Below are 21,953 nucleotides of genomic sequence, written 5' to 3'. Positions count from 1 at the left end.
ATACAGATTGGACAAATTAAGCATGTCCGAACTGGTCAACATTATGTATCATACCAGCTTTCTTTGATCCGGGCATGGTAAGCAGCATGACAGACAAATTTTACCTCGACGAGGCTATTGCCGATTTGCATTCAATTTTAGATATGGTGCGATGGTCGGTGAGTCGTTTTAACGACGCAGATTTGTTTTTTGGGCATGGAACCGATAATGCCTGGGATGAAGCCGTAAGCCTGGTGTTTCAGGCGCTGCATTTACCGTACGGATTAACCCGCCAAACAGGTGATGGGCTGTTTGCCGCCAGATTGACACAGAGTGAACGCAGTAAAGTGGCTGAGCTGGTTGTTCAGCGAGTGCAAACGCGTTTGCCATTGCCCTATATAACCAATGAAGCCTGGTTTTGCGGCCTGCCATTTTACGTCGATGAGCGGGTATTGATACCACGGTCACCGTTTGCCGAACTGATTGAAAATAAATTTAGTCAGTGGTTAAGCGAGCCGCCTGCACGCATATTGGATTTGTGTACCGGTGGTGGTTGTATTGCCATTGCCATGGCCTATGCGTTTGACGATGCAGAAGTCGATGCAGTGGATATCAGCGAAGATGCCCTTACGGTAGCCGAAATGAATATTCAGGAGCACGGATTATCTCATCGGGTGTTCCCGATTTACTCCGATTTATTCAGTCATCTGGAAGGGCAGACTTACGATTTAATCGTATCGAATCCGCCCTATGTGGATGCCGAAGACATGGCTGATTTGCCAAACGAATTCCAACACGAGCCTGAACTGGCACTGGCTGCCGGTGATGACGGTCTGGATTTGGTTGAAATTATTATACAACAGGCCCCTCAACACCTTACTGATAATGGTGTGTTGTTAGTGGAAGTGGGCAATTCTCTGGTGCACATGGACAGCCGATTCCCGGGTTTGGACCTGGAATGGGTAGAGCTGGCACAAGGGGGCCATGGGATATTTGCCGTTACGAAAGCGGCTCTTGTACGATTTAACAACAGGAATAGTGTGTAAATGGCCGGAAATACATTCGGAAAGTTTTTTACCGTTAGTACCTTTGGTGAAAGTCATGGTATCGCATTAGGTGGCGTGGTAGACGGTTGTCCACCGGGGCTGGAACTCAGCGAAGCGGATTTACAGGTAGATTTGGATCGCAGAAAGCCCGGTACATCTCGTTACACCACGGCGCGTCGCGAAGACGACGAAGTGCAAATTCTGTCGGGCGTGTTTGAAGGGAAAACTACGGGTACCAGTATTGGTTTACTGATCAAAAACAAAGATCAGCGCAGCCAGGATTATTCTGATATTGCCAACCGTTTTCGCCCAGGGCATGCCGACTATACCTATCAGCAAAAATACGGCCTGCGTGACTACCGCGGCGGTGGTCGTTCTTCCGCGCGGGAAACGGCTATTCGCGTAGCGGCAGGGGGCATAGCCAAGAAATTTCTGGAACAAGTTTATGGCATTAAAATCCATGGCTTTTTGTCGCAGTTAGGACCCATTGCCGTTGATACTATTGATTATGATGTAATCAACACAAACCCATTTTTCTGCCCGGACAAAAGCAAACTGGAAGCGCTGGATGAATACATGCGCGACCTGAAAAAATCAGGTGATTCTATTGGTGCGAAAGTATCGGTAGTGGCGACTAATATGCCGGTGGGATTAGGCGAGCCTGTTTTTGACCGCCTGGATGCCGATATCGCTGGTGCGATGATGGGTATCAATGCTGTTAAAGGTGTGGAAGTAGGTGATGGCTTTGGCGTGGTCACGCAAAAAGGCAGTGAACATCGGGACACACTAACACCAGAGGGCTTTGAATCGAATCACTCTGGCGGGGTGTTAGGTGGTATTTCAACCGGGCAGGACCTGGTGGTACATATGGCACTTAAGCCGACATCCAGTATTTCTGTACCCGGCAAAACCATCGACATCGATGGAAACGCGATTGATATCGTTACCAAAGGGCGTCATGATCCTTGTGTGGGTATTCGGGCTGTGCCAATTGCCGAAGCTATGCTGGCATTGGTGTTAATGGATCACTGTTTGCGCCATCGCGCACAAAATGCGGATGTGCTCAGCAAAACCCCCGTGATCCCTGGTAACGCGAAAAAGTGATCCCACCTTTTATAATCTCTTTGCTATGACAACGGTAAACCGCTTTACCGTTGTCGCGCTTAGCCTTACCTACGCGCTTTACTTCGGGCAGCTTGGCGTAATAAATCCTTATCTTGGTGTTTTTTTGGATGGACGTGGTTTTACTTCATCTGAAATAGGTGAGCTGTTTGCAGTGATCACCCTGGCGCGTATTATCGGACCATCATTGTGGGCGGGCATCGCCGACAGAACCGGTAAGATCCTGTTGATTCTTCGCCTTGGCTGCGCGCTAACCGTAATGAGTTTTATTGGTGTCTTTTGGGCTTATTCGTTCTGGTACCTTACATTAACCATGGGCTTAATGATGATGTTCTGGACTGCCGTGCTGCCTCAACTGGAAGTATTAACCCTGCATACTGTTGAAGGTGACTCAAAACGATACGGACGAGTACGCTTATGGGGCAGCGTAGGGTTTATTGTGCTTACGGTGTTAGTTGGGCAAGGGCTGGATTTTTTTGCCACTGAAACGCCCATTTACGCGTCTATGCTGGTGTTAAGTGCGCTTTTTATCAGTACGCTTGCGCTGCAACAGCCAGGCACAATGCAACGCAATACTACGCAAAAGGGCAGCATTTGGCGCTTTTTGCGCCATAGGGTAGTCATGATATTTCTGTTAGTTAATGGTCTCTTGCAGGTAAGCTTTGGTGCTTATTATGGTTTCTTTGCGCTGTACATGCGGGATTTGGGCTATAGCGGTATGGAAACCGGCTTGTTGATTGCCCTTGGCGTTGTAGTTGAGGTAGGAATATTCCTCATTGCTCAACGGCTGATCACCCGTTTTGGAGTGTGGCGTCTGTTGATGTTGTGTTTGCTGGCTACCGGTTTACGCTGGTGGGTACTCGGCACGTTTGCCGACTATTTCTGGCTGGTATTCTTTAGCCAGTTTATTCACGCATTGAGTTTTGGTCTGAACCATTCTTCCTCCATGCAATTTATTCATCATTATTTTCCGTCGTATATCCATGGTCGCATTCAGGCTGCTTACATTGGATTAGCGTTTGGTTTAGGCGGTGCCCTGGGGAATTTCGCGGCTGGCCATCTGTGGAAACAGGGCAGTGGGGCGTTCGTTACCTTTACTTGCGCGTCAATGTGCGCGATAGCGGGTGGGTTACTGCTGTTGTTACTCAAGCCTGAGCAAATGAATCAGCGACATCCATTACATCAGGGGTAACCCATTGTATGCTGCGCAATTGGTATTAAACACCGGGCCAGAATATAGCCCGGTGGTGGCGACTCGCAGATTAACTAACAGGGTGTCAGGCACTGCTGCGCAGGCAACTGGCAATCACTTTGGTGCTGCCGTTTTCCTCCAGTTGTTCAAGCTTTACATCAAATTTCCATAAGCGGTGCAGATGGCGCATGACTTCGTCTTTACTGTCTGCCAATGGAATACCGTTTTGCGGCACATAGCGCAGCGTTAAAGAACGGTCGCCACGCACATCTACGTTATAAATCTGGATATTGGGTTCCAGATTACTCAGGTTGTACTGTGCTGACAGCTTTTCGCGAATGGCATGGTAACCTAGCTCATCGTGAATCGCTGATACACTCACATAGGGTTTACTTACGTCATCTTCTACGGCAAACAGCTTAAAATCACGCATCAGCTTGGGCGATAAAAACTGGCTGATGAAGCTTTCGTCCTTAAAGTTGTGCATGGCAAAATGTACGGTGTCCAGCCAGTCCTTCCCTGCAATATCAGGGAACCAGTATTTGTCTTCCGCTGTCGGTTTCTCACAAATGCGTTTGATGTCCATAAACATATTGAAGCCCAGTGCATAGGGATTAATGCCACTGTAATAAGGGCTGTTGTACTCCGGCTGTGTTACTACACTGGTATGGCTGTGCAGGAACTCAAGCATGAACCGGTCGGTAACCAGCCCTTCGTCATACAGCGTATTTAATATGTGATAATGCCAGAAACATGCCCAGCCTTCGTTCATAACCTGAGTTTGCTTTTGCGGGTAAAAATACTGCGATACCTTGCGCACGATCCGCACCAGCTCGCGTTGCCAGGGTTCCAGTAACGGCGCATTCTTCTCTATAAAGTACAGCAGATTTTCCTGAGGTTCGGCGGGGAAACGCGGTGCTTCCTGGCTGGATTCGTGTTTAACTTCCGGCAGGGTACGCCACAACTCATTTACCTGAGACTGTAAATATTTTGCGCGCTGCTTCTGGCGGCTCTTCTCTTCCTGCAATGACAGCTTTTGTGGCCGTTTGTATCGGTCAACGCCAAAGTTCATCAGCGCGTGACAGGAGTCGAGGGTTTGTTCTACTTCTTCATAGCCGTATTTTTGTTCGCATTTGGCAATGTAGTTCTTGGCAAACACCAGGTAGTCAATAATCGAACTGGCGTCTGTCCAGGTTTGAAACAGATAATTGCCTTTGAAGAATGAATTGTGCCCATAACAGGCGTGCGCCATAACCAGTGCTTGCATGGTGATGGTGTTTTCTTCCATAAGGTACGCAATACACGGGTTGGAGTTGATCACTATTTCGTATGCCAACCCCATATGGCCGCGCCGGTATTGCTGCTCGGTTTGAATAAACTTTTTACCGAACGACCAGTGCGTATAGTTAATGGGCATACCAATGCTGGCATAGGCGTCCATCATTTGTTCCGCTGTGATCACTTCAATCTGGTTAGGGTAGGTGTCGATGCGAAACGCCTTGGCGATGCGATCTATTTCCGTTTCGTATTGCTCCAACAGATCAAACGTCCAGTCGGGGCCGTCACTCAAAGGCTGTCGTTTAACAGCAGTATTTGCAGCCATTAATTTCCTCCCGCGGTGCCCGTTGATTTGGTCTTCTCGAAAAGCTCCCGGAAGACCGGATAAATATCGTTAACTGAAACAATGTGTTTACACACAAAATTGTCGCAACTTTCCTCCACGGTCTGATACTCGCGCCACAGACTTTGATGCTGGCGTTCGGTAATTTCGATATAGGCGAAATACCGCGTTACCGGCAATAATTTTTTAGTGAGAATTTCCCTGCACTGAGGGGAATCGTCGGCCCAGTTGTCGCCATCTGAAGCCTGAGCGGCATAGATATTCCAGTCGCTGTCCCGGTACCTTGACTGAATAATCTCGTCCATGAGTTTTAGCGCACTTGATACAATGGTGCCCCCGGTTTCCTGCGAGTAGAAGAATTCCTGCTCATCTACTTCTTTAGCCTGGGTATGGTGGCGGATATACACCACCTCAACGTTTTTATACGTTCGGCTTAAAAACAGGTACAACAAGATATAGAAGCGCTTGGCCATATCCTTGGTAGCCTGATCCATGGAGCCAGATACGTCCATTAAACAAAACATCACGGCCTTACTGGTAGGTACTGGCTTTCTGGCGTAGTTTTTAAAGCGTAAATCGAAGGTATCAATAAAGGGTACGCCAGCGATTTTCGCTTTTAATACCGCGATGGTGTGCTCCAGTTCCATGATGGCTACGGTGTTGTCGTGCTTGTCGTTGTGCAGCGCTTCAAGGGCTTCCTCGTATTCCCGAAGCTTGCGGCGATCACCGGCAGTTAATGCAATACGGCGCGCCATTGAGCCTTTTAGTGAACGCACAATATCGAGGTTACTGGGCACGCCATCGGTTTGGAATCCCGCCCGGTAAGTTTCGTACTGCACGACCTGATTGAACTGGCTGTTTTTCAGATTGGGTAACGCTAAATCTTCAAACAGTAAATCCAGGTATTCATCTTTGGAAATGGAAAAGTTAAAGTCATCCTGGCCTTCGCCTGAGTCACTGGCGTCGCCCTGACCACTGCCACCCCCTCCTTGCTGAGGTGGGCGGTCGATGCGGTCGCCGGCAATGAACTGATCGTTTCCCGGATGCACAACAGTGCGCTTTCCCCCTTTTCCGGTGTGAAATACCGGCTCAGAAATATCGCGTTTTGGAATGCTGATTTGCTCGCCAGAGTCTACGTCGGTCACCGAGCGGTCACCTACAGCGTCAGACACGGCGCGTTTAATTTGTTGCTTGTAGCGTTTTAAAAAACGCTGCCGGTTAAGCGTACTCTTACCCTTACTGTTTAACCGGCGGTCGATAAAATGTGCCATACAACCCCTTCATTCAAGCGCTAAACGCGTAATGCTGCTGGCTTAAGATGCTTTACGGACGCGAAGGTACCATTCACACAATAAGCGTACTTGCTTTTGGGTATAGCCTTTCTCCACCATGCGATTAACAAAGTCATCGTGTTTTTTCTTGTCATCCGCGCTGCCTTTGGTGTTAAACGAAATAACCGGCAGTAAATCCTCAGTGTTGGAGAACATTTTCTTCTCAATAACTGTGCGCAGTTTTTCATAGCTGGTCCAGGTAGGGTTTTTACCCCCGTTGTTGGCTCTGGCGCGCAGCACAAAATTCACGATTTCGTTGCGGAAGTCTTTCGGGTTACTGATTCCAGCTGGCTTCTCAGTTTTTTCCAGCTCAGCATTCAGCGACGCCCGGTCGAACAACTGGCCGGTTTCCGGATCGCGGTATTCTTGATCCTGTATCCAGAAATCTGCATAGGTTACGTATCGGTCAAACAGATTCTGGCCGTATTCGGAATAGGATTCCAGATAAGCGGTTTGAATTTCCTTACCAATGAATTCCACATAGTGCGGAATCAGATAGCCTTTCAGAAATTCCTTGTAGCGTTCTGCGGTTTCCTGGGGGAATTGCTCGCGCTCTATCTGGCGTTCCAGCACGTAAAACAAGTGAACCGGATTCGCAGCTACTTCGGTATGGTCAAAGTTAAACACACGGGACAGGATCTTAAACGCAAAGCGCGTGGATAATCCTACCATGCCTTCGTCCACACCGGCGTAATCGCGATATTCCTGATACGACTTGGCTTTCGGGTCGGTATCTTTCAGGCTTTCACCGTCGTATACCCGCATTTTTGAATAAATACTGGAGTTTTCCGGCGCTTTTAAGCGCGACAGTACAATGAACTGTGCCAGGCTTTTCAGTGTGTCCGGCGCACATGGCGCACCAGATAATTCACTGTTTTCAAGTAGTTTGTTGTAAATGCGCATTTCCTCAGACACGCGCAAACAATAGGGCACTTTTACAATATAAACACGATCGAGGAAGGCTTCGTTGTTTTTGTTATTGCGAAATGTCTGCCACTCCGATTCGTTGGAGTGGGCCAGAATTAACCCGTCAAAGGGAAGCGCAGAGAATCCTTCGGTAGGATTGTAGTTACCTTCCTGGGTAGCGGTTAACAGGGGATGCAGCACCTTGATGGGCGCTTTAAACATCTCTACGAATTCCATCAGTCCTTGGTTAGCCTTGCACAAAGAACCTGAGTAGCTATAGGCGTCAGGGTCATTCTGAGCAAACTGTTCAAGGCGGCGAATATCCACTTTACCTACCAACGAAGAAATATCCTGGTTGTTTTCGTCACCGGGTTCTGTTTTAGCTATACCAACCTGATCCAAAATGGATGGAAAGGTTTTTACGACTTTGAATTTGGTAATATCACCATTGAACTCGTGCAGGCGCTTACGAGCCCAGGGCGACATGATGGTTTTGAGATAGCGTTTTGGGATGCCGTATTCCTGTTCCAGAATATGGCCATCTTCGTTTACGTCGAACAGGCAAAACGGGTGGTCGTTCACCGGCGAACCTTGCAGGGTGTATATCGGCACCATCTGCATCAATTCTTTTAACCGTTCTGCCAATGATGATTTACCGCCGCCTACCGGCCCCAGTAAATATAAAATTTGTTTCTTTTCTTCCAATCCCTGAGCGGCGTGCTTCAGGTAGGAAACGATTTGTTCGATGGCTTCTTCCATGCCAAAGAACTCATGGAATGCCGGATAACGTGCAATGATACGGTTGGAAAAAATACGGCTTAAGGCTGGTTCTGTCGAGGTGTCCATCATCTCGGGTTCGCCAATGGCCTTTAACAAACGCTCTGCGGAGTTTGCATAGGCCATCGGGTCGTTTTTACAGATGTCTAAGAACTCCTGGATTGTGAACTCTTCTTGCTTATGTTTTTCATAGCGCTCTTGGTAATGCTCGAAAATACCCATAAATACCCCTGTATAAAAAACGGTCTCCCGTAGTTCCAGCATAGACCCTAAATACGAGAAAACAAAGGCCCACGATCGGTTATTTATCGTTTATTTTTGCAACAATTTTGTTAATAAAATCATGCAGGGCAGAGTTTTATTGGGGTTTCAGAGCGTCGATGGTTTGCGTATAAGATGCAGGATTTTCGTATCAATTACGGGATTTTCGGTCACAGTTAAGCGCGTTTTGAACGCCGCTGATTTCTCGTGATTCAGGCAAAAAAATACCCGGCGAAAGCCGGGTATTTTGTGACAAATTTAACGCTTATGTGCTGTTATGCTGCGAAGTTTGCTGCTGCAAATTCCCAGTTAACCAGTGCCCAGAAACCTTCCAGGTACTTAGGACGCACGTTGCGGTAATCGATGTAGTAAGCGTGTTCCCACAGGTCAACTGTCATCAGCGGAGTCAGGTTAGCGTCTGTCAGAGGGGTGGCTGCGTTGCTGGTGTTTACGATATCCAGGCTACCATCCGCTGTTTTTACTAACCAGGTCCAGCTTGAACCAAAGTTGTTTACTGCTTTGTCGTTAAACGCCGCTTTGAAATCGTCGAAAGAACCCCACTTGGCTTTAATGGCATCTGCCAGGGCACCTGTTGGCTCACCGCCGCCATTTGGACTCAGGCTGTGCCAGTAAAACGTGTGGTTCCAAATTTGAGCTGCGTTGTTGAATACGCCACCTTCAGAAGATTTAACGATTTCTTCCAGGCTTTTTGATGCCAGGTCTGTGCCTTCGATTAGACCATTTAGCTTGGTTACATACGTGGCGTGGTGCTTGCCATAGTGAAAATCAAGCGTTTCTGCTGAAATATGTGGCTCCAGAGCATCTTTTTCATAAGGTAACGCTGGTAATTCAAAAGCCATTTGAGTCTCCATTTTCGTGGTTGATTGTACGTAGTCTGTTGTCAGAGTAAGTGTTGTTCTGTATGGGCGTTACCCCGACTGTGTTGTATATAGGGACGAATTTTACTAACCCAATGACAAAATATGGATTTTTCGATGGGTTGATGTTTTTCAAAGTTGATTCGTCAAAAGCGACTGCTAAGAATCATCAGACTATATGATGATTTGCGCAATTGCCAATATTTGTTACGCCGCAAGTATATTACCGCGAGCCACGCAGAATCGATCAATTCAAAACAGCATGCCATAGAGAGATGAGATCTAAGCAAATGTTTAATAGTTGTGCTTGCTGGCATAGGGGAAACATAGAAAAGGTGATAAAGTGTCTCCCAACGCTGGCAGCGGCAGAACAATACTGATTTGTTGCAGCTTGAAAAAGCGCAATCTAATACCATATTAGCGGTAATCTACTTTAGCTATTCAGAACAGATCTTAAGAGGCATTCATGGAAAACAACGGTGAACTGAGCACATTAGAACGTATTCAACAGCAAATCGCGGAAAATCCGATCCTGTTATACATGAAGGGCTCACCTAAACTCCCTAGTTGTGGTTTTTCTGCACAGGCATCACAAGCACTAATGTCATGTGGTGAACAGTTTGCGTATGTTGATATCCTGCAAAATCCGGATATTCGCGCTGAATTGCCAAAATATGCCAATTGGCCCACGTTCCCGCAATTATGGGTAGACGGTGAATTAGTAGGTGGCTGCGACATCATGCTGGAAATGTTTCAGCAAGGTGAATTGCAAACGCTGATTAAAGAAACTGCTGCTAAACAAAAAGCGGAATAAAGCGGGCCATTGGCCTGATGAAAATTCGCACTGTTTATAAAAACCGGCTACCAAAAGCCGGTTTTTTTTCGGCCGGATTTCACATTTTATTGCAGAGCGAGCATTGTATAAATAATGCCCAAAAAGCGCTAAAAAATTACCAGTTAAATCTGGCTTAACATATTATAGACAAGTCGCAAAACACGATCCTCCATACCCCAAAAATATATTTTTTATTTCCCATATTTTGTTTGTTTTCTAATGGTTTAGCGTCTATAACCCAAAGGCTATTTCGGATCCTCGAGATGGAGTTGAAGGTTAAATTTACACATAAAAGGCCGGCGTATTTTGCACTGCAAATGCACCTCTAAAATGGCCTGATAATAAACCGGGAAACCATTATGAACACAAGTTTATCAAAGCTGACTTCTCAGCTTCGGCTGATTCTTGCAGCATCTGTTGCTGCGGGTAGTGTAGTGGCAACACCTGCACTTGCTCAGGAAACAAGCGAAGCGAAAAACGTAGAAAAAATCGCCGTAGTAGGTACGCGCGCAGCGCCTCGCTCAATCGGTGATTCAGCCGTACCAATCGACATCATTTCTGAAGAAGAGTTCGTAAATCAGGGCTCTACTGACATGGTATCGATGTTACAAACAGTGGTGCCATCACTGAACGTTAACGACCAACCTATCAACGATGCCTCAACACTGGTTCGTCCTGCGAACTTACGTGGTATGGCATCAGACCACACGCTGGTACTGGTAAACGGCAAACGTCGTCACCGCTCTGCGGTTATTACCTTCCTGGGCGGTGGCTTGTCTGACGGTGCCCAAGGCCCTGACATTTCAACTATTCCGGCAGCAGCACTTAAGCAGGTAGAAGTACTGCGTGACGGTGCGGCGGCACAGTACGGTTCAGACGCCATCGCAGGTGTGGTTAACTTTGTACTCAAAGATGCAGCTGAAGGCGGCATGTTTGAAGCACGCACTGGTTCTTACTACGAAGGTGACGGCGATATGCTGCAACTGAGTGGTAACGTAGGTATGCCATTAGGTTCTGATGGTTTTGCCAATATTACTGCGGAATACCGCACTTCTGATCCAACTTCTCGCAGCGTACAGCGCGATGATGCTGCGGCACTTATTGCGGCTGGCAACACCTTTGTGGCTAATCCATCGCAAATCTGGGGTAGCCCGGAAATTAAAGACGATGTGAAGTTATTTGCTAACCTGGGAATGGACTTAAGCGCTGATTCTCGCCTGTACATGTTCGGTAACTATGCTGAGCGTGAAGTGGAAGGCGGTTTTTACTACCGTAACCCGCACACTCGTGGCGGTGTTTACGATGGCGGTACCGATGATGATGGTACACCATTGCTGCTGGTAGGTGACCTCGATGGCGTAGGCACAGGTATTGAATGTCCAGCGGTGCGCATTAGCGATGGCAACGTTCTGGATAACGCGGATTATGCATTGATTGCAGATAATTCAACAGCGGTTGGCGCTAACTGTTTTGCGTTTAACGAACTGTTCCCAGGCGGCTTCACACCGCGTTTCGGTGGTACCGTTCAGGATATGTCTGTCATCGTGGGTACCAGCGGTGAGTTTGGCGATGAAATCGGTTACGACATCAGCCTGAACTTTGGTCAGAACGAAGTGGACTTTGCGATTAGCAATACCATTAACCCATCATTGGGGCCAGATACGCCTACCTCGTTTAAACCAGGTAAATACACGCAAACTGAAAAATCATTGGATATCGATCTGAACAAGCCATTTGATGTGGGTTTGTCTGAGCCATTGTATTTAGCAGGTGGTTTCCAGTATCGCCATGAAACTTACGAAAGCGTAGCGGGTGATGCGGCGTCCTGGGCAATTGGTCCATTGGCGTCACAGGGCTTTGGCATTGGTTCGAACGGTTTCCCTGGCCTGTCTGAGCGCAGTGCGGGTGAAGCGTCACGTCACAATATTGCAATGTACGTTGATGCAGAAGTGTCACTTACCGAAGATTTACTGTTAACCGCGGCACTTCGTTATGAGGACTTCTCTGACTTTGGTGATACCACCAAAGGTAAAGTGTCGCTGCGTTATCAGTTAACCGACGACATCGCTTTCCGTGGTGCTTATAGCACTGGATTTAAAGCGCCTACCATTGGTCAGAGCAACGTGCGTAACGTTACTACGGCATTTGGTACTGACGGTAAGCTTATCGACCGTGCAACGCTGCCTCCAACCGATCCTATCTCTGTACAAAAAGGCGGTTCGCAATTAACGCCTGAAGAGTCGGAAAGCATGAGCGTTGGTATGATTGCTGAATTTGACAGCGGATTGTTCCTGACCGTTGACTATTACCACATCGAAGTAACTGACCGTATCAGTACGACTTCTGGTATCAAGTTAACTGCTGAAGACATCGCTGCGCTGTTAGCTCAAGGTGTAGAAGATGCGTCAAGCTTCTCTGAAGTCAGCTTCTTCACTAACGATTTTGATACCACCACTGAAGGTGTTGATATCGTTGCTAACTACTCAATGGACATGATGGGCGGCGAAACCAAGTTCTCATTGGCATATAACTGGACGTCAACCACAGTAGACGAAGCGTCAGATAACATTTCAGCTGACCGCGTTCGCATGCTGGAGAACAACCTGCCAGCAACGCGTTATAGCTTGACAGCAAACCACACCAATGGTGACTGGCGCGTGCTGGGTCGACTGAATTATGCAGGCAGTATCTTCGAGGATCACCTTGATTCAGGTTTGCCTATCGATTTGGTTGGTTCTGAATACACTTTCGATTTAGAAGTGGGCTATCACTTTACCGAAAACCTGCAACTGGTTGCTGGTGCTAAGAACCTGTTCGACGAGCGTCCTGACGAAAACGTCTTGTACGATAACGAAATTGCCGGTTCTAAGTACCCAACTACGTCACCAATCGGTATTAACGGTGGCTTCTATTACCTGAGAGGTATTTACACCTTCTAAGGTGATTTGTTTCCCTGAAACCATGGTCGACCGGTATAATGCCGGCCGGCCATTTCAGCCGAAGCTATAATAATAAAATCGCAACAGGTTAAATAAGACTGAATAATGAGCGGCACATCGAAAATCGCTACCACCTACGTAAAATATCGCAGCAAGCTAATGCGGGCGATAAGTTCAATTGTGGACGACAACGATATTGAAGACATTGTGCAGGATGCCTTTGTAAAAAGTTACGAAGCAGAGTTAAAGCAAGAAATACAATACGAACGCACTTATATGCTCAGAACAGTGCGGAATCTGGCGCTTAATCACGTTTCCCGGGCAGCTCATCAACTCAACGATCAGGTTGAGAATATGGATGTACTGGCAACCGATTTCAGTGATGAAATGATAGAGCGACAGGTTGAGAGCAAACAACGGTTTATTCACTTTTGTCAGGCAACTGAAAACCTGTCGGCAGAAGTAAAGCGCGTATTTTTGTTAAAGAAAGTGTACGATATGAGCCAGCGGGACATCGCAGAGCTTTTGCAAATCAGCGAAAGCACCGTGGAAAAGCATGTTGCCAAAGGCCTGATGCAGTGTGCACAGTTTTTAGCGCGGCAACAGCAGCCCCATAACAGGGACGAAAGCCAGTCTAATCTGGGGTAAAGCAGAGCAGTAGTCATGAGTAACATTAGTCAATTCAACAGCAAAGAAACCATTCAGGCCAAAGCCTGTGAATGGGTTGCCGCTATCGATCGCGGTATTTCAGCAGAGGAAACGGTTCAACTGCAACACTGGTTGGCAGCGAATCCGTCTAACCAGAAAATGCTGTTCGATATGGCGTCGCTGTGGGATGACATGAGTGTAATGCATGCTTTGCAAGGTTTGGTGACCTATCAACCTCGTAAAAAGGTACGCACAGCCAGTAGCCGCAAATGGTTAGCTGCAGCGGCGCTTATTGCTGTGTCGGTAACCGGCGCATTGAGTTGGAATATGCTTCCCTCCATTCAGCCCGAAGAAGCCGTTGCCAGTGTCTCTCAGGACTCGGCAACCAATGTGGGTGAACAGAAAACGGTGTTGCTGGCAGACGGCAGCAAAGTATTTTTAAATACGGATTCGCAAATCCGCGTGAATTTTTTTCCTGGCTTCCGGCAAATTGAGCTGTTAAAAGGCGAAGCCCATTTTGATGTAGCTCACGATCCCGCACGTCCCTTTACTGTTTTTGCAGGCGACAGTTCTGTCACTGCGGTGGGTACGGCATTTAATATGGAATACACCCAGGGCAAAGCATTCGAGCTGGTGGTTACTGAGGGTAAGGTCAGGGTAAGCCAGCAAACAGTATCCGACGCCACAACGTCTGCCCAGCGCAACCGTGCGCCATTACCAATAGAACTGGAAGGCGTAATGGTGTTCGCGGGTGAACAGGCATTGATCAACAAGAGTGTTTCGGCAAGAACGGCATTAACACAGTCTGAGATTGCTCAGAGTCTGGCCTGGCAGGATGGTCAGATTGTGTTTACGGGTCAGGAGCTCACTAAGGCGCTGGATGAAATCAGTCGCTACACCCGGGTAAAATTTGTCATAGATGACAAGCGCATCGTCGATACGCGTATTGCCGGCTATTTCCGGGTAGGCGATATCAACGGTCTTTTGGCAGCGTTGCAAAACAGTTTTGACATTCAATCTTATAAAGACAGCGAGCAAAATATTCATTTACATCGTGCAGATAGTGCGATTTAACCGCACATAGCAGGCTATTTACAGAGAATGGGTGCACTGCGGTTGAGTTTATGTAAATATTAGCGGAATTTTACGCAGCATTAACATTCATCCTTGCACGTTAGGTATTGGACAAGCGCTTCTTTATTTTTGATACTGGTTACCAGCGGCTCTGTCGCGCCGGTAAATAGTTATGCACAGACCTCTCAAGGCGTTAACAGCCAGCTCACTGCTCAGCGTTATTCTTTTTCTATTCGCTCGCAAACCGCAGATAAAGCGTTAATTCAGGTTGCTACTCAGGCTAAAACCACACTGTTATTTCCCTACGAGCTGGCGCAAAAAATTGTATTACCTGGCGTAGAAGGGTTGTACACCCTTGAGGAAGTGTTGCAGTTATTGTTAAACGACACGCCGCTGGCCTTAAATCTGGACGACAATGGCTTTTTAACCATTATTCAGAGAGTTGAGCAAAGTAATACCGTTGAAAGCGCTGACGCTCCGGATACAGCCCTTATTACGCCAGTTGAAGAAAAGCTTCCCCAATTTGAACGCATTTCGGTACTGGGTACCCGCGCTTCGGCAAGAGGCGCTTATGAATCAGCGGTTCCGCTGGATATCATTGCGCTTGACCAGCCTTTCTTTCAGGGCAGCCAGAATATGCTGGATGCGCTAACTCAAACCGTGCCGTCGTTGAATGTGAATGCGCAAACCACTAACGATGCCGCCATGCTGGTACGCCCCGCCAATTTGCGCGGGTTAGCATCGGATCACACTTTAACGTTACTCAATGGCAAGCGGCGTCACCGCTCTGCAGTGATCACGTTTTTGGGCGGCGGCTTGTCTGACGGGGCACAAGGTCCGGATATTTCCGTATTACCGGTAAGCGCCATAGAACAGGTTGAAGTACTGCGCGATGGTGCGGCGGCCCAATATGGATCGGATGCCATTGCCGGTGTGATGAACTTTAAGCTCAAAAGCGCACCAGAAAGCGGCTCATTTACCCTAACCAGCGGTCAGTATTCTGCAGGTGATGGCGAAATGATTGGCGTGCAATATAGCCAGGGTATTGGTTTTCAGAATGGTGGATTTCTGCATGTCAGCAGCGAATTTCAGCAACAGCAACCTACCTCTCGAAGTGTACAGCGCAGTGATGCCCAAAATCTGATTGATGCTGGTAATACGTTTATCGCCAGTCCTGCTCAGCAATGGGGTAGTGCAGACATGGACAGTGATATTAAGTTAGCACTGAATACGGCGATCCCACTTTCCAATGGCAAAGAATGGTACAGTTTTGCGCTGGGTACCCTTCGCGAAATGGAAGGGGAGTTTTATTTTCGGCATCCTCAATCCCGTCAGGGGGTGTTTGTTACCGATAATATAAATGGTCAGCGGGCATTGCTCGTTGCGGATTTAGACGGCATCGGACAAGGAATTGAATGTCCTTCAGTGAACGTTACTGGGGAAAATCTGTTAACGTCGTCGGCGTATTTGCAAATTAGCGACCCTGGCACTGAAATCGGACGTAATTGCTTTGCGTTCAACGAATGGTTTCCGGGTGGATTTACGCCGCGCTTTGGCGGCAAAGTCAAAGATGCTACCTGGTACACTGGGATCCGCGGCGATCTTGGCAATGATTGGTTTTACGATATTAGCGCAGGAGTAGGGTATTCGGGGATTCAGTATTACATAGACAATACCGTGAATCCTTCACTAGGCCCTGATTCCCCTACGTCGTTTAATCCTGGTGGGGCCGCGCAATTAGAGAAAAATGCCAGTCTGGATTTGGTAAAGGAGGTCAACGCGCAATTGCATCAACCCGTTACGCTGGCAATGGGCATAGAGTGGCGCAGTGAACTGTATAAGCAAATTCAGGGTGAGGAAGCCTCCTATTTAGTTGGCCCGTTTGCGCAAAATGTCACAGGGGTTAATTCCGGGTTTTCAGTAGGGGCAAACGGATTTCCGGGTTATCGCCCTGAAACGTCGGGGCAGTGGCAACGCAACAATCGTGCGATATATGTTGATGCAACCATACCTTTCTCTCAGGCCTGGCTGTTTGGTGCCGCAATTCGCGCAGAAGACTTCTCTGACTTTGGTACGCATTTAGACGGTAAATTCAGTGCTCGCTGGCAGTTTAGTCAAAATATGGCCCTGCGCAGTTCAGTGAGTTCTGGTTATAAAGCGCCCACCGTTGGACAAAGCAATATTATTAATATCAGTACCAAGTTTGGCTTAAATGGGCTGGAAGATCAGGTTACCCTGCCGCCGTCGAATCCGGTTGCTGAACTATTGGGTGCGTCAGCACTGGCGCCAGAAGAATCCACCAATCTGAGTATTGGATTGGTCGCCAAGGTTGCGTCTGTGGCGCAATTTACCCTGGATTTCTATCAAATCCGCCTTACCGACCGGATCAGCACAACGTCAGCTATTCCACTCTCAGAAGTTACCATTGAATTGCTACTCGCACAGGGGTTTAAAGAAGCTGAAACCTACCGTAGTGCCAAGTATTTCACCAATGACTTTGATACGCTCACTCGTGGAATGGACATGATTTTTCACTGGCGTTTTCCACTGGGTAACTGGCAAAACGATTTGCTGGCAAGCATAAACTGGACAGATACGCAGGTTACCCGGGTGTCATTACATCAAACTGCCAGCAACAACGATATCGCTAATCTCACCCGGCAACGTATCCGCATGCTGGAAGATAATTTGCCTGCCTGGCGAGCCAACATTACTATGAATCAGCAACTTGGCCCAACAGAGCTAAGCTGGCGATTAAACTACTACGGCGGATTTTACGAAGATCACCTGGATGCGGCGGCTGGGCTGGATATTGAAACGGGTGGACGTTTTACGTTGGATGCCCGGTGGCAGTATGCACTGGATCCGAAGTGGAGTATGACCATCGGGGTAAATAATGTGTTTAATACTCAGCCAGATATCAACCCGTATAGGTTTGTAGCTGGCGCAAAATACCCGTCAACCAGCCCGGGGGGCATTGATGGCAGTTACTATTTTGCGGCGTTAAACGCCAAATGGTAGTGTGTAGACAATAGTAGTGGAGACAAGAGTATTTAGGCGTTTTGGGTATTAACCCACGTCTTTGAAGAGTGTTTCGTCGATAATAGTAGAGTCGATGATTTGTTGTGCCATTTGGATACAACGGCCACACTGAGAACCTACTTGCAGTAGTTCTTTTAACTGACGCATGTTACCCACACCGTCTTCTTTGACAGCGTTTTTGATAGCAGTATCGGTAATGCCGTAGCACATACACACGTACATAAAAAAACCTCTAACTAATGTTGCAAATGATAATAGTTGTTATTTATGTTGTTTGCAATGCCTTTTCAATAGGATCGTGAAAAACGCTGTTATATTCATTTCTGGTGAGTGTAGCGATTTATGAACAATTTTGTAGCGAACTGAATACGCCTGTATCGGTAAGCGGGGATTTGCGCAAAAAACTGGTCGGATTATCAGAAAGTTTCTGTGAAAGCTGTTGTTTTATTGAAAAGCGCACCAATAATAGAGAAGCTGACGCAAGCGCGTGAGCAACGTTGGCAATAATGCCATCAGGAAAAATCACAAACACAAGTGGAGCAAAATATGAGCGTACTGGTAGGCCGTCCGGCCCCGGATTTTACTGCTGCTGCCGTGCTGGGTAGCGGTGAAATTGTTGATAGCTTTTCTTTAAGCGATGCCATTAAGGGTAAAAAAGCCGTTGTTTTCTTTTATCCATTAGACTTTACCTTTGTATGTCCTTCAGAACTGATTGCTTTCGACAAACGTTACGACGAGTTTGTAAAGCGCGGTGTTGAAGTGATTGGTGTATCAATCGACTCTCAATTCTCTCACAATGCGTGGCGTAACACGCCGGTTAACCAAGGTGGTATTGGTCCGGTTAAGTACACACTTGTTGCTGACGTGAAGCACGAAATTTGTCAGGCGTACGACGTTGAACATCCGGAAGCCGGTGTTGCTTTCCGTGGTTCATTCCTGATCGACGAAGCCGGTATGGTACGTCACCAGGTAGTAAACGATCTGCCTCTGGGTCGTAACATCGACGAAATGCTGCGCATGGTTGACGCGCTGGCGTTCCACGAAGAGCACGGCGAAGTATGTCCTGCTGGCTGGACTCAGGGCAAATCTGGTATGGATGCAAGCCCAGAAGGTGTTGCTAAGTACCTGGCTGAGAAATCAGAAGAGCTGTAAGCTTATCGATTTATTCGTGAAAAGGCGCCGATTGGCGCCTTTTTCGTTTATTCAACGGCTGTTGGATAGGGCGATTCCCAGTTCTTCAATTGACTTGCCCCGGGTTTCCGGGAACAGCTTCAGCACGCACATTAATTGCAACACCATCATCACAGTGAAAAAGCCAAAAATCATCGTGGGGGTAAATGTGCCCAATACCATTGGCATCACCAGCGTGATGAGTGCAGCCAGTACCCAGTGCGTACCACATCCCAGACTTTGCCCTTTGGTGCGAACGGAGTTGGGAAAAATTTCAGAGATAAACACCCAAATCACGGCACCCTGACCAACGGCATGTGACGCAATAAACATGAAAATAAACGCCACCACCAGATTGCCCGCCAACGATAAATGGAATGCAATAGTGAGTGCTGCCAAAGACGCAATGTAACCTATTGAACCTATGATTAGCAGCGTTTTTCGGCCAGCTTTATCAATGAGTACCATACCCAGTACCGTAAACAATAAGTTGACTAAGCCAATGCCTGCACTGGACAACAAGGCCGCACTGCTATCCAGACCGGCCAGACTAAAAATACGCGGCGCAAAGTAAATAACGAAGTTTATTCCCGATAATTGATTAAATAAGGCCAGTAGAAATGCCAGTAACACCGGCCAACGGTATGCATGGCTGAACAAGCGCTCGCTGGCACGTTGTTGATGCTCGCTTTCAATTTGACTAATAAGTTGCTGTGGATTAGGTTCGCCAACCGCCTGAAGAATCTGACTTGCGGCCTGGTGATCCTGTTTGTGAAGTAATAACCAGCGAGGACTTTCAGGCACAAATATCACCAACAACAGATAAATTGCTGCGGGCAGCGCCTCAATGCCCAGCATCCAACGCCAATCCAGAGCAAATACGCCCGCTAACAAATAATTAGAGAGAAAAGCAATCAGAATGCCGAATACGATTTGAAACTGATAAAGCGCCACCAATCGGCCTCGATTGGCAGCTGGTGCAATTTCCGCAATGTAAGCAGGTACGGCTATTGATGAAACACCCACGCCAATACCGCCAATAAAACGCATCAAACTGAACGTCACCGGGTCGTTTGCCAGCGCAGAACCCAGCGCCGAGAGCAAATACAATATGCCAATGGCGACTAAGGTGGGTTTGCGACCAAAGCGGTCGCAGGGGATATTCGCGCCTAGTGCACCAATTACAGTGCCCCATAGGGCAGAAGACATGATGAACAACCCGTGTGTGATGTCAGAGGTTTGCCAAAGCGCCTGAATAGGCTGGTCGGCACCTGAAATAACAGCGGTATCAAAACCAAATAAGAAACCGGCACAGGCAACAGTAATGCTCCAAAGCAGTAATTTATTACTCAGCATAGTTGTATCTTAATCGTTTAAGTTTTTGTAAGTGTACAACTCAATTGCAAAGATACAATGATTTTTTACAACTATTTAACGTTTGAGTTGCTAAGGAAGTGGCCAGCCGCCTAATGACGCATACCGATTCACGATATAGCAAAATAGTTCAGCCGTTTTTTGGGCATCATACAATGCGGAATGGGCCTCTTTCTGGTCGAAGGCAATTTCCGCTGCCTGACAGGCTTTTACTAATACGGTTTGGCCCAATGCCAGGCCAGACAACGTAGTGGTGTCAAACGATACAAATGGATGAAACGGTGTGCGTTTGATATTGCAGCGTTCAATGGCAGCGTTCACAAAACTCTGATCAAAATTGGCATTGTGGGCCACAATAACGGAACGCTGGCATTCTGCTGCTTTTTGTTGTTTGCGAATAGTCTTACACAGTTCTTTTATGGCTTCGTCTTCGTCAATGGCGCCGCGCAACGCGCAGTTCGGGTCAATACCATTAAACTCCAGTGCCGCTGGCTCCAGATTAGCCCCTTCAAATGGATGGATATGGGCATGATAAGTTTGATCCGGGTGCAGCATGCCATTTTCGTCCATGTGCAGGGTGACCGCGGCAATTTCTAATAAGGCGTCGGTATTGGCGTTAAAGCCGGCGGTTTCAACGTCGATAATAACAGGAAAATAGCCTCTGAAACGGTTTACTAGCTGAGGTTTAGTGTGGGACATATCACTCAAAAAAACGTTGTGGACGAATCGAATATCGCGGATGTCGCGAATTAAACGTAAAGTCAGTTCTCATTCAGGGGCAAATTATGTCAACATTAAGCGAGAGTATCTACCCGCAACTAAACTTTTCTCGGCGATTGTCGATAAGGTAACGAGGCATATTCAGAGGCTATTATGGGTAAATCCATTTTGCGTAGGTCAATTTTGTTGGCGTTGGGCTTAACGGCGCTCTCTGCTCAGGGGGCGTTGCGTCAGTATCACGCTGCGGTAGAAACATCCAATTGGCAGATCAGTGAACCGTCACGGTTGAGCTGTACCTTGTCGCACGCGCTGCCTGGTTACGGCGAAGCGCAGTTTACCAGTGTTGCATCCAAACAGCTCAATATGGAGTTTGTACTGGACATGCAGCGTTTACCTAAGCGTTTTGATACGGCAACGGTATATTCTGTGCCGCCAGCCTGGATGCCTGGAGAGCGTGCACGTCAAATCGCTGATATGACCATTCGCACGCAATACGATGGTGATTTACCCGAAGACACTGCCTGGACCATGCTCAGTGAACTGGAAAAAGGATTCTGGCCCACAATTTATTATCAGGACTGGTACAACCCGGCTGACAAAGTAGCAGTGGGGCTAAATGCCAGTAACTTTATGCCGGTGTATCAGCAGTTTGTAAGTTGTGTGTCAAATTTGCTGCCTTACAGCTTTGACGACATCAGCTATACGGTACTGAGCTACGAGAAAAACAGTGTAGAGCTGTCTAAATACTCTAAGAAGCGGCTGGCTATGATTGGCGATTACCTCCGCGAAGACAACAATCTTGAACTGGTATTATTAGACGGTTACACCGATAGCTATGGCGGTTCGTGGAATAACCAGCAATTATCGGTTCGCCGCGCAGATGAAGTTAAAAGTTATCTCACCAGTTTAGGGGTGAATCCCGAGCGGATTGAAATTACCGGCCATGGTGAGAAGCGTCATATATCCCCGAATACCAACAGTCATTCGCGGGCTACAAACCGCCGGGTAGTGGTTAGGCTGGCAAAGTCTTAAGTGTGA

At 47.5% G+C, this 21,953-nt stretch carries 17 protein-coding genes; 10 read left to right on the top strand and 7 right to left on the bottom strand.

The features are described from left to right. The first annotated feature begins 86 nt into the window (after positions 1-86). The 3 genes from prmB to FJ444_RS00725 are packed head-to-tail and all read left to right on the top strand — an operon-like array spanning position 87 to position 3,339. A complete protein-coding gene (gene prmB, locus FJ444_RS00735) occupies positions 87-1,025 on the top strand; it encodes a 50S ribosomal protein L3 N(5)-glutamine methyltransferase (RefSeq protein WP_140955998.1) in 939 nt (312 codons plus the stop codon). Beyond that, the gene (gene aroC / locus FJ444_RS00730) at positions 1,026-2,129 is read left to right on the top strand and encodes a chorismate synthase (RefSeq protein ID WP_140955997.1); all 1,104 of its coding nucleotides are present in this window, start codon (positions 1,026-1,028) and stop codon (positions 2,127-2,129) included. 25 nt (positions 2,130-2,154) lie between these two features. Further along, positions 2,155-3,339, top strand: coding sequence for an MFS transporter (locus FJ444_RS00725; RefSeq protein ID WP_140955996.1), 1,185 nt, complete (start codon positions 2,155-2,157; stop codon positions 3,337-3,339). Between the two features lie 85 nt (positions 3,340-3,424). Here the strand turns inward: FJ444_RS00725 and FJ444_RS00720 are convergent, their stop codons facing one another. The 4 genes from FJ444_RS00720 to sodB all read right to left on the bottom strand — a co-directional run bounded on the left by FJ444_RS00720 (position 3,425) and on the right by sodB (position 9,095). Beyond that, on the bottom strand, positions 3,425-4,942 hold the full coding sequence (locus tag FJ444_RS00720; RefSeq protein ID WP_140955995.1) for a SpoVR family protein: 1,518 nt from the start codon (positions 4,940-4,942) through the stop codon (positions 3,425-3,427). Beyond that, positions 4,942-6,231 carry a YeaH/YhbH family protein gene (locus FJ444_RS00715; protein ID WP_140955994.1) on the bottom strand — a complete coding sequence of 430 codons (1,290 nt, stop codon included), beginning with the start codon at positions 6,229-6,231 and terminating at the stop codon, positions 4,942-4,944. The genes FJ444_RS00720 and FJ444_RS00715 overlap by 1 nt, the downstream gene beginning before the upstream one ends. Before the next feature lie 42 nt (positions 6,232-6,273). Next, on the bottom strand, positions 6,274-8,196 hold the full coding sequence (locus FJ444_RS00710) for a PrkA family serine protein kinase (protein ID WP_140955993.1): 1,923 nt from the start codon (positions 8,194-8,196) through the stop codon (positions 6,274-6,276). 314 nt (positions 8,197-8,510) lie between these two features. Beyond that, positions 8,511-9,095, bottom strand: coding sequence for a superoxide dismutase [Fe] (gene sodB, locus FJ444_RS00705; RefSeq protein WP_140955992.1), 585 nt, complete (start codon positions 9,093-9,095; stop codon positions 8,511-8,513). A gap of 484 nt (positions 9,096-9,579) precedes the next feature. Here sodB and FJ444_RS00700 point away from each other — a divergent pair, with 484 nt between their 5' ends. From FJ444_RS00700 to FJ444_RS00680, 5 genes are all read left to right on the top strand, one after another. Continuing rightward, positions 9,580-9,927 carry a Grx4 family monothiol glutaredoxin gene (locus FJ444_RS00700; protein WP_181405015.1) on the top strand — a complete coding sequence of 116 codons (348 nt, stop codon included), beginning with the start codon at positions 9,580-9,582 and terminating at the stop codon, positions 9,925-9,927. Positions 9,928-10,307: 380 nt separating this feature from the next. Further along, positions 10,308-12,887, top strand: a complete 2,580-nt coding sequence (locus FJ444_RS00695; RefSeq protein WP_140955991.1) for a TonB-dependent siderophore receptor — start codon at positions 10,308-10,310, stop codon at positions 12,885-12,887. Between the two features lie 105 nt (positions 12,888-12,992). Next, positions 12,993-13,535 carry an RNA polymerase sigma factor gene (locus tag FJ444_RS00690; RefSeq protein WP_140955990.1) on the top strand — a complete coding sequence of 181 codons (543 nt, stop codon included), beginning with the start codon at positions 12,993-12,995 and terminating at the stop codon, positions 13,533-13,535. 15 nt (positions 13,536-13,550) lie between these two features. Next, on the top strand, positions 13,551-14,609 hold the full coding sequence (locus FJ444_RS00685) for a FecR family protein (protein WP_140955989.1): 1,059 nt from the start codon (positions 13,551-13,553) through the stop codon (positions 14,607-14,609). A 129-nt stretch (positions 14,610-14,738) separates the two neighbouring features. Beyond that, the gene (locus FJ444_RS00680; protein WP_140955988.1) at positions 14,739-17,630 is read left to right on the top strand and encodes a TonB-dependent siderophore receptor; all 2,892 of its coding nucleotides are present in this window, start codon (positions 14,739-14,741) and stop codon (positions 17,628-17,630) included. Positions 17,631-17,678: 48 nt separating this feature from the next. Here FJ444_RS00680 and FJ444_RS00675 read toward each other — a convergent pair whose 3' ends face one another. Then, positions 17,679-17,873: a (2Fe-2S)-binding protein gene (locus FJ444_RS00675; protein ID WP_140955987.1), complete on the bottom strand. Its 195-nt coding sequence runs from the start codon at positions 17,871-17,873 to the stop codon at positions 17,679-17,681. Between the two features lie 324 nt (positions 17,874-18,197). Here FJ444_RS00675 and FJ444_RS00670 point away from each other — a divergent pair, with 324 nt between their 5' ends. Continuing rightward, entirely contained in the window at positions 18,198-18,803 is a 606-nt protein-coding gene (locus tag FJ444_RS00670) for a peroxiredoxin (protein WP_140955986.1), read from the top strand. 51 nt (positions 18,804-18,854) lie between these two features. Here FJ444_RS00670 and FJ444_RS00665 read toward each other — a convergent pair whose 3' ends face one another. Together FJ444_RS00665 and rnt are read right to left on the bottom strand one after the other, a co-directional pair. Then, positions 18,855-20,177, bottom strand: a complete 1,323-nt coding sequence (locus tag FJ444_RS00665; RefSeq protein WP_140955985.1) for a sugar porter family MFS transporter — start codon at positions 20,175-20,177, stop codon at positions 18,855-18,857. A 90-nt stretch (positions 20,178-20,267) separates the two neighbouring features. After that, positions 20,268-20,894 carry a ribonuclease T gene (gene rnt / locus FJ444_RS00660; protein ID WP_140955984.1) on the bottom strand — a complete coding sequence of 209 codons (627 nt, stop codon included), beginning with the start codon at positions 20,892-20,894 and terminating at the stop codon, positions 20,268-20,270. 174 nt (positions 20,895-21,068) lie between these two features. Here rnt and FJ444_RS00655 point away from each other — a divergent pair, with 174 nt between their 5' ends. Further along, positions 21,069-21,947, top strand: a complete 879-nt coding sequence (locus FJ444_RS00655; protein ID WP_140955983.1) for an OmpA family protein — start codon at positions 21,069-21,071, stop codon at positions 21,945-21,947. Positions 21,948-21,953 lie beyond the last annotated feature (6 nt).

It is taken from the genome of Aestuariibacter sp. GS-14 (genome assembly GCF_006494365.1).
GTDB classification, from domain to species: domain Bacteria; phylum Pseudomonadota; class Gammaproteobacteria; order Enterobacterales; family Alteromonadaceae; genus Alteromonas; species Alteromonas mangrovi.
Note: the sequence above shows the minus strand (reverse complement) of the source record. Positions and strands in the feature narration are given on the sequence as shown.

Coding starts and splice junctions, on each gene's coding strand:
- aroC (WP_140955997.1), top strand. CDS start 1,026: ATGGCCGGAAATACATTCGGAAAGTTTTTTACCGTTAGTACCTTTGGT.
- FJ444_RS00695 (WP_140955991.1), top strand. CDS start 10,308: ATGAACACAAGTTTATCAAAGCTGACTTCTCAGCTTCGGCTGATTCTT.
- FJ444_RS00665 (WP_140955985.1), bottom strand. CDS start 20,177: ATGCTGAGTAATAAATTACTGCTTTGGAGCATTACTGTTGCCTGTGCC.
- FJ444_RS00685 (WP_140955989.1), top strand. CDS start 13,551: ATGAGTAACATTAGTCAATTCAACAGCAAAGAAACCATTCAGGCCAAA.
- FJ444_RS00655 (WP_140955983.1), top strand. CDS start 21,069: ATGGGTAAATCCATTTTGCGTAGGTCAATTTTGTTGGCGTTGGGCTTA.
- FJ444_RS00675 (WP_140955987.1), bottom strand. CDS start 17,873: ATGTACGTGTGTATGTGCTACGGCATTACCGATACTGCTATCAAAAAC.
- FJ444_RS00725 (WP_140955996.1), top strand. CDS start 2,155: ATGACAACGGTAAACCGCTTTACCGTTGTCGCGCTTAGCCTTACCTAC.
- rnt (WP_140955984.1), bottom strand. CDS start 20,894: ATGTCCCACACTAAACCTCAGCTAGTAAACCGTTTCAGAGGCTATTTT.
- FJ444_RS00690 (WP_140955990.1), top strand. CDS start 12,993: ATGAGCGGCACATCGAAAATCGCTACCACCTACGTAAAATATCGCAGC.
- FJ444_RS00715 (WP_140955994.1), bottom strand. CDS start 6,231: ATGGCACATTTTATCGACCGCCGGTTAAACAGTAAGGGTAAGAGTACG.
- sodB (WP_140955992.1), bottom strand. CDS start 9,095: ATGGCTTTTGAATTACCAGCGTTACCTTATGAAAAAGATGCTCTGGAG.
- FJ444_RS00710 (WP_140955993.1), bottom strand. CDS start 8,196: ATGGGTATTTTCGAGCATTACCAAGAGCGCTATGAAAAACATAAGCAA.
- FJ444_RS00700 (WP_181405015.1), top strand. CDS start 9,580: ATGGAAAACAACGGTGAACTGAGCACATTAGAACGTATTCAACAGCAA.
- FJ444_RS00720 (WP_140955995.1), bottom strand. CDS start 4,942: ATGGCTGCAAATACTGCTGTTAAACGACAGCCTTTGAGTGACGGCCCC.
- FJ444_RS00670 (WP_140955986.1), top strand. CDS start 18,198: ATGAGCGTACTGGTAGGCCGTCCGGCCCCGGATTTTACTGCTGCTGCC.
- prmB (WP_140955998.1), top strand. CDS start 87: ATGACAGACAAATTTTACCTCGACGAGGCTATTGCCGATTTGCATTCA.